Here is a 12,973-nt window from a genome sequence, read left to right on the forward strand (position 1 = left end):
GGGAATCCTTAAACGTATTTTGTTTTTTAAAGAGTTTTCCCAAAAAGTTTCCCGCTGTAATTATTACCGTCTAATTGCCCAGTTGTGTTAAAATAGAAAAGTTGAATCTTCGTAGAAAATGGTGATGAGGAAACATGTCAAGCAAATTGTTAAGGGGCACGTTCGTGCTGACGCTCGGCACCTATATATCGCGGATTTTAGGGATGATTTATCTGATCCCGTTCGGAGCGATGGTCGGAGCGACGGGCGGAGCTTTGTTTCAATACGGATATAATCAATATACACTGTTTTTAAACATTGCCACGATGGGATTTCCCGCCGCGGTTTCAAAATTTGTCTCGAAATATAACTCCAAAGGAGACTATGAGACGAGCAGGCGGATGCTGAGAGCGGGAATGTCGGTTATGCTCGTAACCGGGATGATCGCTTTTTCAATTCTTTATATTTCGGCGCCGTTTTTTGCGGAAACATCTCTCGGCGGCACGAGTAACAACGGACTTACGATTGACCACGTCGTTTATGTCATCCGGATGGTCAGTCTGGCACTTTTGGTCGTGCCGATTATGAGTCTTGTGCGCGGTTTTTTCCAAGGTCATCAGATGATGGGGCCGACAGCCGTTTCACAGGTTGTGGAGCAGCTTGCCCGGATCATCTTTTTATTGGGCGCAACGTATTTGATTTTAAGAGTGATCAACGGCGGCCTTGTCATCGCAGTCGGATACGCGACTTTCGCGGCGCTGATCGGATCATTCGGAGGGCTTGTCGTCCTTTATATTTACTGGAATAAGCGGAAGGGCGATCTTCTGGCGATGAAGCCGAATCTCGTCCCGTCTGCGAACTTAAGTTATAAAAAAATGTTCATTGAGCTTTTCAGTTATGCCGCTCCTTACGTATTTGTCGGACTGGCGATTCCTTTGTATTCTTATATCGATACGAATACGTTTAATAAAGCGATGATTGCGGCGGGCCATAAGGATATCAGCCAGGACATGCTTGCGATTGTCACCCTTTATGTGCCGAAGCTTGTTATGATCCCGGTTTCTCTGGCGACCGCTTTCGGTCTGACGCTGATTCCGACGATTACTGAATCGTTTACGAGCAGGAATTATAAGCTTTTGAACCAGCAGATTAACCAGACGATGCAAATTATTCTGTTTTTGGTTATTCCCGCCGTTGTCGGGATGTCCGTGTTATCGGGCCCGGCCTATACGTTTTTCTACGGCTCTGAAAGTCTTCGCCCGGATATCGGACAGGATATATTGTTCTGGTACGCGCCTGTCGCGATTCTGTTTTCTCTGTTTACCGTAAACGCCGCGATCCTGCAAGGGATTAATAAGCAGAAATTTGCTGTCGTGAGCCTTTTCATCGGCGTCATTATAAAAGTGGTGCTGAACGTGCCGCTGATCAAGCTGTTTCAGGGAGACGGGGCCATCTTGGCAACGGCGCTCGGTTATATCGCTTCTCTTCTGTACGGTTTTATCATGATTAAGCGCCATGCGGGCTATTCGTATACGGTACTTATAAAACGGGTCATTTTAATCGCAGTCCTGTCCGTCGTGATGGGAGTCGCGGTCAAGCTGACTCAATGGCTGCTCAGTTTCTTTGTAACATACCAAAGCGGCCAGGTGCATGCGGCGATTGTCGTCTTTGTCTGCGCCGCTGTCGGCGGTGCGGTGTACATGTTTGCCGCGTACCGAATCGGATTTTTACAGAAAATGTTTGGAAATCGTCTGCCCCGTGTTTTGAGGAGAGGCAGGCATTCCGCCCATTGAGAAATAATGAATAGTCCGCTTATCGCGGGCTTTTCTTTTTAAAGGAGAGGATCAGGATGAGACTTGATAAGCTGCTTGCCAACAGCGGATTCGGCTCAAGAAAAGATGTGAAAAAAATCGTCAAGGCTGGGGCTGTCATGATTGACGGAGAGCCGGCGAAAGATGTGAAAACCCATGTCGATCCGGAAAAACAGGACATCACGGTATACGGAGAGCCGGCAGACTATCGTGAATTTATTTATGTCATGATGAATAAGCCGCAAGGAGTGCTGTCCGCTACAGAAGACAGCCGCCAGCAGACGGTGGTTGATCTGCTGACACCTGAAGAACAGCGATTTGAACCGTTTCCGGCAGGACGTCTTGATAAGGATACGGAAGGCTTTTTGCTTCTGACCAATGACGGGCAGCTCGCTCATCGCCTGCTTTCTCCGAAAAAGCATGTGCCTAAAACATATGAGGTCCGGTTAATTTCACCTCTGTCACCGGAAGACATCGTTCATCTGGAAAGAGGCGTCGTCATTGAAGGAGGCTATAAAACGAAGCCGGCAGCCGTTGAAATCATTACAGAAAGCCCGGATGAAACGGTGATTCATTTGACCATTACAGAAGGCAAATATCATCAGGTGAAGCTGATGGCAAAGGCTGTCGGAAATGAAGTGGCTTATTTGAAGCGGCTTTCGATGGGGGCTGTTTCTCTTGACCCGGATCTTAAACCGGGAGAATTCCGCGAGCTGACTGAAGAAGAGCTCGAAACGCTGAGAGGCGCTGAAGTGTAATCGATATCAGAAAAGCCCAAAACAGATTTGTTTTGGGCTTTTTATATAGAGGAACAAAAAACAAGGCAAAGACGCTGCTTTGCCTTGCAGCATGTCAGGCCGAAAAGGGCCTTATGTAATTGTTCGCTTAAGATGTAATTTTCACTTTTTTTCGTGTTGTCTCCCACTTGCCTCGGCTAGGACTATGAACAAGATCATTGTATGCTAACACATTTAAGTCTCGCTGAATGGTTCTAGGTGTAATGCCGAATTCATCAACCAGTTCCTGTGTTGTCACAAGGCCTTTTTCCTGGATGAACATGTAAACTGATTTAATCCGAGTCAGCATACGATTTGTTGAAGGTTTCAAAAAACCACTCCCTATCATAAGATCGGATGGACTTGATATACCACAACTTTCGACTCTAAAACTTCGTACGAATAAGCAACAAAGGATGACATTCTGTTTTTTCTCTTTTAACTGCCTCCATTATACACGATATGGACAACATGAATCTAGGAATAAGCGCAGATAATTTTTTCCAAATGGGTGCCGCCTTGGTGCATTACTATGCCCGGTCCGCTTTTATTATTATGGAAACTGAAACTTTTTTTATACATGTCCGTATGAAAACGGGGGAGTGAGAAGTTTGGGAGAATTATTGAATGCAAACATTGTCTGCGCCGGTTATGCTGACAGGCCGAAGGTGATTTCTGATGTATCTCTGTCAGTCAATGCGGGTGAAATTGCCGGTTTAATCGGAGCGAACGGCGCGGGGAAAAGTACAGTGATAAAGGCGGTTCTCGGGCTTTCCCGGGATATAGAAGGCGGTATTGAGTGGAATGATTCATCTTATGCTTACATACCGGAGCGTCCGAGTTTTTATGATGAACTGACGCTTTGGGAGCATCTCGAGCTGACCGGGTCATTGCGGGGCATGGAAGGGGAAGAGTGCCGTGAACGGGCAGGGCGGCTGCTTGAAGAGTTTTCGCTGACGTCTGTAAAACATGATTTGCCTTCCGGTTTTTCAAAAGGGATGCAGCAAAAATTGATGCTCATACAGGCATTTTTGGCGAAGCCGGATATTTACATCATTGATGAGCCTTTTATCGGACTTGATCCGATCTCAACGAAGCTGTTTACCGACATGCTGATTGCTGAGAAAGAAAGGGGCGCGGGGATTTTGATGTGCACTCATGTTCTGGATACGGCGGAAAAAATCTGCGACCGGTTTTATTTGCTGGATCAGGGCGCTCTGCTTCTTCAAGGCACGTTAGAGGAGCTTCAGGAAAAAACGGGGAGCCGTTCACTGCTGGATTGCTTTTATTCAGCGGTTCGGAGCAGTCAGCGATGACCGGGCGGGCTTTGTTTTTTCAAAGGCTGTTTCATTATTGGCGGTATCAATGGAAGGTGTTTCAGACGGTCATTGATTGGACGGTCGCGCTGTATATCGTTCTTCCCGCTGCCGCATTTGCCGTTTATCAATATGCTGAATGGCTGAACGGCAGGGGGCTTCTTAATGGAGCGGCAGGAGTATTAGGATGGGGCTGGCTGTATGTATTCAGTGCCCTGCTGTTGTGCACGGGTTTTATTCATACCTTTTTGCTGGAAGCGGATCACGTATTTTTGGTGCATGCAAAACATCTGATGCAAAAGCTGAAACGGTACGCGCTTTTGTATTCGATGTTCCTTTCCCTTATCAAATGGGGTGCGCTTGCCGTATTGTTATTTCCCTTATGGCGCCAATACGGTGACTGCACCTTACCGGCATATTCGGGTATGTTTTGCTGTCTGTTCGGCTTCCATACCGCAATATTAGCGGTGCACCGACACAGAAAAAACAGCAGGCGGACATTCGGGAATCAGGCGGCGGGCTGGCTGAAAGTGATGGTTCTGATGGCGGGTGCGTTTTTTATGATCGTCTTTGCCGCCGAATGGTATTGGCTTTGGCCGGCGGGATGTATATTGTTCATCTGTTCCGCTCTTTTGACTTGGAAAGGGACGGAGACATTATCGGCCTTTGAGGAAGAAGTGCTTGAGGAGAACAGGCGCAAGCTTTCACTCGCGGCCTCTGTTTTGATGCTCAGCCATGATGTGCAGCTCCCGAATGGTAAACATAAAGGGCGGAGCAAGCCGTTTTTATATCCCGGCTCAAAGCACATCTTTACAAAACGGTCGGCGTATACGGCGTGGAAAGAATTGTTCTTTAAAGTGCTGATTCGAAACGGCGGGTATCTCCGGCAGCTTTACCTTTTAACCGCGGCTTTTACGGCTCTTATTCTCGTTCTTCCGCTCTTAGTGAAGCCGGCAGTCCTCATTTTGTTTGCGATCGTCAGCCGCTATGCCGCGTCACTTTTATTTGACCGGATCACGGATAAACCGGTTTTAAGCGGTATCAAGAGAGACAGTGATGACTATTTCAGGGCGCGAAACAGCGCATTAACCGTCATTCAAATCATCTGTTCCGCCTGGTGTCTCATTGCCGCGATTCTTTCCGTTCTTTATATGTGAAAATCCCTTTCCGAAAAAGGAAAGGGATTTTTCTTAATGTCCGTTCAAAATAAAAAGCTGAATAAAAAACAGCACGGCGAAGATGATGACTAAAGGATGGATTTCGCGCCATTTTTTCTTAGCTGCTTTAACAAGCGGATATGAAATGAAGCCGAGTGCGATTCCGGTTGAAATACTGGACGTTAGAGGCATCGCCAAAATGACGAGAAAGGCCGGGAACGCTTCATCAAGCTCATTCCAGCGGATATTCGATACCGCACCCATCATCAGGCTGCCGACAATAATCAGAGCCGGTGACGTAATCGCGGACACTTCCGATAAGACGCTGACAAGCGGGCTGAAAAACATGGAAACGGCAAACATAACGGCAATCGTCAGCGCCGTCAGACCCGTTCTTCCGCCGGCCGCCACACCTGCTGAAGATTCAACGAACGCGGTCGTCGGGCTGGTGCCGAAGATGCTTCCCACCGTTGTAGCGGTCGAATCAGCCAAAAGCGCTCTTCTGGCATTCGGCAGCTGATTGTTTTTGATCAGTCCCGCTTGTTCGGCGACACCGATCATGGTGCCGGTCGTGTCAAAAATCGTAACGAGAAGAAAAGAAAACACAACGGCGTACAGACCGTGATGCACGACATCCCCGAGGGCTCCGAACGGATTTGTGATTAAAAGCCCCTCCGGCAGGTGCGGGAAGGACATGAATCCTTTCGCGAAATGAATCTGCCCGGTCAAAAAGGCAATGACGGCGGTCAGCGCCATTCCGATGAACAGAGCACCGTTAACATTCAGCACCATCAGTACAATACTGATGATAAGTCCGATAAGCGTTAAAATGACGGCGGGCGAATGAAGATCGCCGAGTGCGACCAGATTAGATTTATCAGCCGTGATGATTCCGGATTGGCGTAAGCCGATAAAAGCGATAAATAAGCCGATGCCGGTCGTAATTCCGTATTTTAAATTGTCCGGAATCGCTTCTATAAGTTGTTTTCTTAAAGGCGTTAACGATAAAATAATAAAGATGACTCCCGCGATAAAAACGGCGCTGAAAGCCGTCTGATACGTAATGCCGCTGCCTGTGCCGACAACGTGAAAGGCAAGATACGCGTTTAAGCCCATGCCGGGGGCAATGGCGATCGGAAAATTCGCAGCGAGAGCCATCCATAAAGTTCCGACAATGGAAGCGATAATCGTCGCGGTGAACACCTGGTCAAACGGAATTCCCGCATTGGAAAGGATCACCGGATTGACGACAATGATATACACCATTGTGAAAAAGGTGGTCAATCCCGCGGTAATTTCTCTTTTTATTGTCGTTTGATGCTTGTCGAGATGAAACATAAGTACCTCCAATGACGAACATTTTTTCAAAACATCATCTATATTATTCGTTTTATCGACATTTTGCAAGTCTTTATCAAGAAAGGGGATTTGTGATGAACTGGGAAGTTGAAGTCATCAGAAACAAAGAAGATCTGATCCGTGACACGCAGAAGTTTTTGCAGATCAACAGCGTAATGGACGAATCAACAGCCGGTCCCGGCCGGCCGTTTGGAGAAGGCGTCAATGCCAGCCTGACGTCACTGCTGGAATTCGGTGAAAAAGAAGGCTTCACCGTAAAGAATCTTGATGGCTATGCGGGCCATATTGAATGGGGAACGGGTGATGAAATCGTCGGCGTTCTGTGCCACGTCGATGTCGTTCCGCCCGGAGACGGCTGGACGAGCGATCCGTTTTCAGCTGATATCAGGGACGGCCGGATATATGCCAGAGGCGCCATAGATGATAAAGGGCCGACAATGGCGGCGTTTTATGCGCTGAAAATCGTCAAAGACATGCAGCTCTCTTTATCCAAACGCGTGAGAATCATCATCGGAACGGATGAAGAAAGTGATTGGAGATGCGTGGATCACTACTTCAAACACGAAAAAATGCCTGACATCGGCTTTGCTCCTGACGCGGATTTTCCGATCATTAACGCGGAAAAAGGAATTATAGATGCGTCACTGCGCATTGCAAAAAGCGCTTCTGACAAAGACGCAAAAAACGGGCTTCTGTCATTCCGTTCAGGACTGCGCTTGAACATGGTGCCGGATGCGGCTGAAGCGGTTATTGAAGGGGACGGTCTTGATGCCGTGCACGCATATTTCAGCAAATGGCTTGAGCAGTCAAAAACACAAGGTGAAGCAATTTCGGAAAATGGAAAACTGACGCTTCGGGTATACGGAAAATCATGCCACGCGATGGAACCGGATAATGGTGTCAATGCCGGCTTAAAGCTTGCTGAATGCCTTAACGGAACGGAGCTGGATGGAGCCGGAAAGCACTTTGTCAAAACCGTCAGTGACTATTTTTTAAATGATACACGAGGCAAAAAGCTGAAAATTGATTGCAGGGATGACATCAGCGGAGAGCTTACATTGAATGTCGGCACCTTTACATACAGAAAGGGTGAGGAAGGAGAACTCGGCATCAACATCCGTTATCCCGTCACTTCAGACAGCAATGTCATCCGTGATGCTTTTACGTCTGCTGAAGAATTCCGGCTTGAAGAATTTAAAGACAGCAAACCGCACCACGTTTCTGCCGATCATCCGCTCGTAAAGACGCTTCAAAAGGTTTACGAAGGACAGACGGGAAAGAAAGCGGATCTGATTTCAATCGGCGGAGGAACGTATGCGAGATCCCTTTCGGCGGGCGTCGCGTTCGGGCCGCTGTTCCCCGGCCGGCCTGACAGCGCGCATCAAAAGGATGAGTACATTGAAATCGATGACCTTCTCCGGTCAACCGCTTTATACGCCGAAGCCATTTATGAGCTTGCCAAGTGATAATAAAAAGGGACGCCGAAAGCGGCATCCCTTTTTATCATTCAAATGACCATAAATCCGTTGATAAATAACGTTCTCCCGTATCGGCCGTCATACAGATGACGATCTGTTCGGAAGGGAGGCGTTTTGCGGTTTCAATGGCGGCGAAGCAGGCGGCGCCTGAAGACGGGCCGACGAGTATACCTTCTTCCCGGGCCAGACGGCGTGTTGTCGTATACGCATCTTCATCAGATATTTTCATGATTTCATCGTAAACGTCCTGATTCAGTATGCCGGGAATAAATCCGGGGCTTGTCCCGACAAGCTTATGAGCGCCGGGTTTTCCGCCAGACAGGACGGGAGATCCCGCAGGCTCGGCGACATGAACAATCATATCCGGGAAAAGCTCCTTCAGCGTTTCTCCGGTTCCGGTAATGGTTCCGCCCGTTCCCGCCGTTGCCACAAAAGCACCGAGCGGTCTGTTGAGCTGCTGAACGGCCTGATAGATTTCAATGGCGGTCGTTTTTCGGTGGGCATCTGGATTTGCGCCGTTATCGAATTGCATCGGGATAAAACTTCCCGGAATCTGTTCGGCGAGTTCTTTCGCTTTTTTGATGCTGCCGGGCATTCTTTCCGCCCCCGGTGTTAACACAACCTCCGCGCCGTACGCTTTCAGGAGGTTGATGCGTTCTTTCGTCATCGTGTCAGGCATGACGAGGATTGCCTTGTAGCCGCGCGCCGCCGCGTTCATCGCCAGGCCGATGCCTGTGTTGCCGCTTGTCGGTTCGATGATGACAGAGCCGGGTTTTAAATGCCCGCTGTTTTCCGCTTCAATGATCATATTGTAAGCCGCTCTGTCTTTGACACTGCCGCTCGGGTTAAACGATTCTAATTTTAAATAGACCTGTGCTGCATGTTCTGGCTGAAGACGATTGAGCTTTACGATCGGTGTGCCGCCGATCAGCTCCGCCGTGCTGTTTACGATTTTCAAGGCCGGCTCATTCCTTTCTGTATAAAACGTTCGGTACATAATATCCTATCATAATGAGCGGACAGGGTTCTCCTCTCCGCTTATCCGTTTTATAATAACACCATAACCAAAGAGGGGGAGATCCTCGTATGAAAGCTTCATTGCCGCATTATTTTATCGGCATTCCGATTCCGGCTGACATTGCTGAACCGATTTGGGAAGCAGCCAAAAAGGAGCCGGCGTTATCATTCAAAAAATGGGTGCACCCGCATGACTATCATATTACACTCATTTTTCTCGGAGCCGCGGATGAAGAACGGCTTGCGAAATTATCGTCGCTGCTCGCAGATGCTGCGTCGGCAGCGCAGCCGTTTACCGTACAGTTTCAGCATCTGGATATTTTCGGCGACCGCAGACAGCCGAGAGTGCTTCACCTTGAGCCCGAACGGAATGAACTGCTCTTTGATTTGCGGGAAAAAACAAAACAGGCTGTTTTGAAAGCCGGTTTTCAAGTGGAAAAACGCCCGTATCACCCTCATATGACGATGGCACGGAAGTGGGCGGGAGACCGGCCGTTTTCTGACGATGTGCCGTTTGAAAGCGGCAGGGTGCAAAGTGCCGTCAGCCGGTTTTCCCTGTTTCAGACCCATCTTGACCGGTCGCCTAAATACGAAGAAATCGCACAGTTTCAATTGACATAAACAAATATTCGGAGTGGAGAAATCACATGGCACAGATCATCAAAATTCACGACTGCATATCCAGATATGAACTTGATCCATATCATTATATGAACCAGTTTATCCGGCTGAAGAAAGAACGCTGGGAGGCGCTTCTTGAAGCGTTTGACCGGAAGACGGAAGAAAAAGAAACGAAAACGGCTGCCGGCGGGGAAACCGATCAAGCGCCGGCCAGGAAAAAATTTTCCTTAAAAAAGAGAAAAGAAGAAAATACGGCCGATATAAATGAAAAGAGGCACCAATGGTTTGATGAGCCGGAGGGAGAAGAGGCGCTGTTCGGGAATCTTCCGTCTCAAAAGTCTGAGCTCGCGCCTTTTTTCAAAGATCAGCTGTATGACTTTCAATTAAAATGGGCGAGCTCCACGCTTTCTCAAAAGTCTGAGCTTTCGCAGGCGGTCAAAAGGGACGGGATGTTAAAAATGCTGGCTCAAAAGCTGCCCGATTCCTATTTTGTGATGTATCATCCGGTTCTTCAAATTCAGCAGGCGTCCGTCGAACTGAGCATGATCATCATCTCGCCGCTGGAGATTTTCTGCGCTGCTTTTATGGAAGCGGAAGAGGACAGCGTATATATCGGATCAAAACACCGTTTTTGGGAAGAAAGAGGCTCCGGCAGCACGCGCCAAGTATTGAATCCGTCTCTCAGCCTGCACCGGACGGGCTCGGTCGTTTCGCAAATCGTAAAAGAAAAGCAGGCCGACATTCCCGTGCGGAAGCTTTTGCTCAGCAGAACGTCTTATATTGATTATCCGGAGCCGCCGTACGGGCTGGAAATAGCTGATAAACGGACTGCCGCAGAGTGGCTGGAAAAGCAGCAGAAAAATACGGCGCCGATCAAGCACCACCAGCTGAAGGCGGCGAAGGCTCTTTTGTCTTACGGCTTGAGCGATTCAAGCCGGAGACAGGAATGGCTTGATTAAAACGGACGTTTGCCGGCTGTCTCTTCATCTATGAAGCAGGTGAAAACAAACGATGAGTCAATGGTTTTTTATTATTAATCCGGTCTCAGGAGGCGGGCGGGGCCGGCGTGTCTGGAAATCAGTTCAAAAAGAGCTGAACAGGCGCGGGGTCAGCCACCGCTCTTTTTTGACCGGGCATCCCGGACATGCGGAGGTGCTGGCGAGGCAGATTTCAATGATGCAGGATCATAAGCTTAAGCGGCTGTTCGTCATCGGCGGTGACGGGACGATGCATGAAGTCATTAACGGACTGAAAGGAACGGATCAGATTGAGCTGACCTTTGTGCCCGCCGGTTCGTACAATGACTTTTCCAAAGGGCTCGGTATTAAGAAGTCGGCGCTTCTCCAAGAAATCAAAAGTCTGCACCGCCCGCTCACGCGGAAATTTTTTGCGGGAAACATCAACTTTTTTCATGACAAAGCGCAATCACTTTATTTTATTAACCACCTGTCTGTCGGCTTCGATGCCTCAGTTTTGAAGGCAACGGCGAATTTTCCGTTTTCGCGCGTTCTTCGGTTTTTGCGTCTCGGCTTTGTGATTTACCCGCTCGCGCATTTACATACGGCCTCGGGGTTTCAGCCGTTCAGATTTGTTTGCACGGCAGACGGCCAGAGGCGTGAATTCCGCAATGTCTGGTTTGTCATTGCGGCTAATCACCCTTATTACGGAGGCGGCATGAAAGCGGCGCCTTCAGCAAATCCCCGTCAAAACCGTTTTGATATTGTCATCGCAGAAAACCTGTCCTTTTTCTCGCTGTATCGTTTTTTATGGGCGATGAGCTTCGGCCGGCATATCAAAATGGACGGAGTGACGATGATAAAGGGGAAGGAATTCGTTTTTGAAACAGATGGGAAAATTCCGTTTCACGCTGACGGCGAGCTGATCGGAACGACGCCGTTTCGGCTTATGCCGGGCGGTGCGCCGTTGAAAATAAAAACATAATAAACAAATGAAACCCGTCAAATGTTTCACGGCAAAGAGCGGTTCGCGGCATAAATCTTCAGAATTCACAGGTGTTCTTGCTAGTTTTGCTTGACGAAGTTTGTGCTGTAGCGCTAAAATTTATAGGACGGCTATTGATTAGCATATGAGACTCTCAATAGCTGTCTTTTTTATTCTCATGAAATTGTTTATGACAGGCCGCTCCGCCAATAGAGAAAGGCTGGAGGCCTATTCTAAAATATTTTAAGAAATGATGGGTTGAACATTGATATGAACTGGTTGGGACAATTACTAGGTAGCGATTGGGAGATCTTCCCCGCCGGAGGAGCTACAGGAGATGCATATTATGCGAAACATAACGGCCAACAGCTTTTTTTAAAACGTAATAGCTCGCCCTTTTTAGCCGTGTTATCCGCCGAAGGCATTGTTCCGAAGCTGGTTTGGACGAAACGGATGGAAAACGGTGACGTCATTACGGCTCAGCATTGGATGGCGGGCAGGGAGCTGAAGGCAAAGGATATGAGCGGACGCCCGGTGGCTGAGCTGCTCCGCAAAATCCACACATCAAAAGCTTTGCTCGACATGCTGAAAAGATTGGGAAAAGAACCGCTTGATCCGGGCGCCCTTTTGTCGCAGCTGAAGCAGGCCGTCTTTGCCGTGCGGCAATTTTCGCCGCTTATTCAGGAAGGCCTTGCTTATTTGGAAGCTCATGTGGATCAGGTGCAATTCGGTGAAAAAGTCGTTTGCCATTGTGATGTGAATCATAATAACTGGCTTCTGTCTGAAGACAACCAGCTGTATTTAATAGATTGGGACGGCGCCATGATAGCTGATCCGGCTATGGATCTCGGCCCTTTATTGTATCATTACGTCGAAGAGCCAGCGTGGGACAGCTGGCTTGGGATGTACGGCATGAAGCTCACGGAAGGGCTTCGGCTGCGGATGGCATGGTACATGTTATCGGAGACCATCACCTTCATCGCCTGGCACAAATCAAAAGGAAACGACAAAGCGTATCATGATGCCATGGAAGAGCTTCATGCCCTGATGAAGCGGATTGTCAAGTAGTCAGGAGTACGAATCCATCTGCTCCACCCATTGGGACAAATGGTTTTGGTGCTCCTGAATATGCGTGTCGATGGAATCGGCCGTGATGCCGGACTGGCTGTAGCGGTAGACATCCTCGAGCACGTTTTTTATATTTGAATCAAGCCCGGTGTTGGCCATCAGTGATTTGATGACGCGCTCCAGCTGTTCATACTCGGCAACCGTGCCGCAGCAATCCAATTGATGGTCGGCCAGTATGTCCTTTAATAACCGGACCTGATGTTCGCTTGTTAAGCCCATGATTCATATACACATCCTTTCTGTGTCATACATTGTGCAAAGCGGTGCGGTTTTATGCATCACATGAGTGTTCCGGACCGGGGAGCCTCTTTTTTTATGCAGCCGGCGCCTTTAAAAGGCGCTTGCGGCTCTTTATGTTTCATGGTATGTTGTTACTCGAAATTATAGATA

General features: G+C 48.5%; 13 protein-coding genes. 9 read left to right on the forward strand and 4 right to left on the reverse strand.

Translation table 11 applies throughout. The features are described 5' to 3' along the window. Positions 1 to 134: 134 nt before the first annotated feature. Entirely contained in the window at positions 135 to 1,772 is a 1,638-nt protein-coding gene (locus V7728_RS04190) for a putative polysaccharide biosynthesis protein (protein WP_003152313.1), read from the forward strand. A 56-nt stretch (positions 1,773 to 1,828) separates the two neighbouring features. Further along, the gene (locus V7728_RS04195; protein ID WP_007613195.1) at positions 1,829 to 2,548 is read left to right on the forward strand and encodes a pseudouridine synthase; all 720 of its coding nucleotides are present in this window, start codon (positions 1,829 to 1,831) and stop codon (positions 2,546 to 2,548) included. A 127-nt stretch (positions 2,549 to 2,675) separates the two neighbouring features. Here the strand turns inward: V7728_RS04195 and V7728_RS04200 are convergent, their stop codons facing one another. Further along, on the reverse strand, positions 2,676 to 2,897 hold the full coding sequence (locus tag V7728_RS04200) for a DeoR family transcriptional regulator (protein ID WP_003152337.1): 222 nt from the start codon (positions 2,895 to 2,897) through the stop codon (positions 2,676 to 2,678). A gap of 280 nt (positions 2,898 to 3,177) precedes the next feature. Between V7728_RS04200 and V7728_RS04205 the strand changes: the two genes are divergently transcribed. Together V7728_RS04205 and V7728_RS04210 are read left to right on the forward strand one after the other, a co-directional pair. Continuing rightward, complete coding sequence (locus tag V7728_RS04205) at positions 3,178 to 3,882, forward strand: ABC transporter ATP-binding protein (RefSeq protein ID WP_007408794.1); 705 nt, start codon at positions 3,178 to 3,180, stop codon at positions 3,880 to 3,882. Beyond that, positions 3,879 to 5,039 carry an ABC transporter permease gene (locus tag V7728_RS04210; RefSeq protein ID WP_099567022.1) on the forward strand — a complete coding sequence of 387 codons (1,161 nt, stop codon included), beginning with the start codon at positions 3,879 to 3,881 and terminating at the stop codon, positions 5,037 to 5,039. The genes V7728_RS04205 and V7728_RS04210 overlap by 4 nt, the downstream gene beginning before the upstream one ends. 33 nt (positions 5,040 to 5,072) lie before the next feature. Here the strand turns inward: V7728_RS04210 and V7728_RS04215 are convergent, their stop codons facing one another. Beyond that, a complete protein-coding gene (locus tag V7728_RS04215) occupies positions 5,073 to 6,377 on the reverse strand; it encodes an NCS2 family permease (RefSeq protein ID WP_012118223.1) in 1,305 nt (434 codons plus the stop codon). Positions 6,378 to 6,472: 95 nt separating this feature from the next. On the opposite strand from V7728_RS04215, the gene pepV reads away from it, so the two are divergent. Next, positions 6,473 to 7,864, forward strand: a complete 1,392-nt coding sequence (pepV, locus tag V7728_RS04220; RefSeq protein WP_099567021.1) for a dipeptidase PepV — start codon at positions 6,473 to 6,475, stop codon at positions 7,862 to 7,864. A 37-nt stretch (positions 7,865 to 7,901) separates the two neighbouring features. On the opposite strand, the gene cysK is transcribed toward pepV, so the two are convergent. Further along, a complete protein-coding gene (cysK, locus tag V7728_RS04225) occupies positions 7,902 to 8,873 on the reverse strand; it encodes a cysteine synthase A (protein ID WP_020954278.1) in 972 nt (323 codons plus the stop codon). Positions 8,874 to 8,962: 89 nt separating this feature from the next. Here cysK and thpR point away from each other — a divergent pair, with 89 nt between their 5' ends. The 4 genes from thpR to V7728_RS04245 all read left to right on the forward strand — a co-directional run bounded on the left by thpR (position 8,963) and on the right by V7728_RS04245 (position 12,523). Then, complete coding sequence (gene thpR, locus V7728_RS04230; protein WP_003152349.1) at positions 8,963 to 9,514, forward strand: RNA 2',3'-cyclic phosphodiesterase; 552 nt, start codon at positions 8,963 to 8,965, stop codon at positions 9,512 to 9,514. Between the two features lie 26 nt (positions 9,515 to 9,540). Next, positions 9,541 to 10,473: a hypothetical protein gene (locus V7728_RS04235; protein WP_099567020.1), complete on the forward strand. Its 933-nt coding sequence runs from the start codon at positions 9,541 to 9,543 to the stop codon at positions 10,471 to 10,473. Positions 10,474 to 10,525: 52 nt separating this feature from the next. Further along, a complete protein-coding gene (locus V7728_RS04240; RefSeq protein WP_099567019.1) occupies positions 10,526 to 11,455 on the forward strand; it encodes a YegS/Rv2252/BmrU family lipid kinase in 930 nt (309 codons plus the stop codon). Between the two features lie 270 nt (positions 11,456 to 11,725). Next, the gene (locus V7728_RS04245) at positions 11,726 to 12,523 is read left to right on the forward strand and encodes a phosphotransferase family protein (protein WP_003152355.1); all 798 of its coding nucleotides are present in this window, start codon (positions 11,726 to 11,728) and stop codon (positions 12,521 to 12,523) included. Here V7728_RS04245 and V7728_RS04250 read toward each other — a convergent pair whose 3' ends face one another. Continuing rightward, complete coding sequence (locus V7728_RS04250; protein WP_003152357.1) at positions 12,524 to 12,802, reverse strand: YtzH-like family protein; 279 nt, start codon at positions 12,800 to 12,802, stop codon at positions 12,524 to 12,526. Between the last annotated feature and the right edge of the window lie 171 nt (positions 12,803 to 12,973).

Source organism: Bacillus sp. JHAA (assembly GCF_036961585.1).
GTDB classification, from domain to species: domain Bacteria; phylum Bacillota; class Bacilli; order Bacillales; family Bacillaceae; genus Bacillus; species Bacillus velezensis.

Coding starts and splice junctions, on each gene's coding strand:
- V7728_RS04190 (WP_003152313.1), top strand. CDS start 135: ATGTCAAGCAAATTGTTAAGGGGCACGTTCGTGCTGACGCTCGGCACC.
- V7728_RS04195 (WP_007613195.1), top strand. CDS start 1,829: ATGAGACTTGATAAGCTGCTTGCCAACAGCGGATTCGGCTCAAGAAAA.
- V7728_RS04210 (WP_099567022.1), top strand. CDS start 3,879: ATGACCGGGCGGGCTTTGTTTTTTCAAAGGCTGTTTCATTATTGGCGG.
- V7728_RS04215 (WP_012118223.1), bottom strand. CDS start 6,377: ATGTTTCATCTCGACAAGCATCAAACGACAATAAAAAGAGAAATTACC.
- pepV (WP_099567021.1), top strand. CDS start 6,473: ATGAACTGGGAAGTTGAAGTCATCAGAAACAAAGAAGATCTGATCCGT.
- cysK (WP_020954278.1), bottom strand. CDS start 8,873: ATGTACCGAACGTTTTATACAGAAAGGAATGAGCCGGCCTTGAAAATC.
- thpR (WP_003152349.1), top strand. CDS start 8,963: ATGAAAGCTTCATTGCCGCATTATTTTATCGGCATTCCGATTCCGGCT.
- V7728_RS04235 (WP_099567020.1), top strand. CDS start 9,541: ATGGCACAGATCATCAAAATTCACGACTGCATATCCAGATATGAACTT.
- V7728_RS04240 (WP_099567019.1), top strand. CDS start 10,526: ATGAGTCAATGGTTTTTTATTATTAATCCGGTCTCAGGAGGCGGGCGG.
- V7728_RS04245 (WP_003152355.1), top strand. CDS start 11,726: ATGAACTGGTTGGGACAATTACTAGGTAGCGATTGGGAGATCTTCCCC.
- V7728_RS04250 (WP_003152357.1), bottom strand. CDS start 12,802: ATGGGCTTAACAAGCGAACATCAGGTCCGGTTATTAAAGGACATACTG.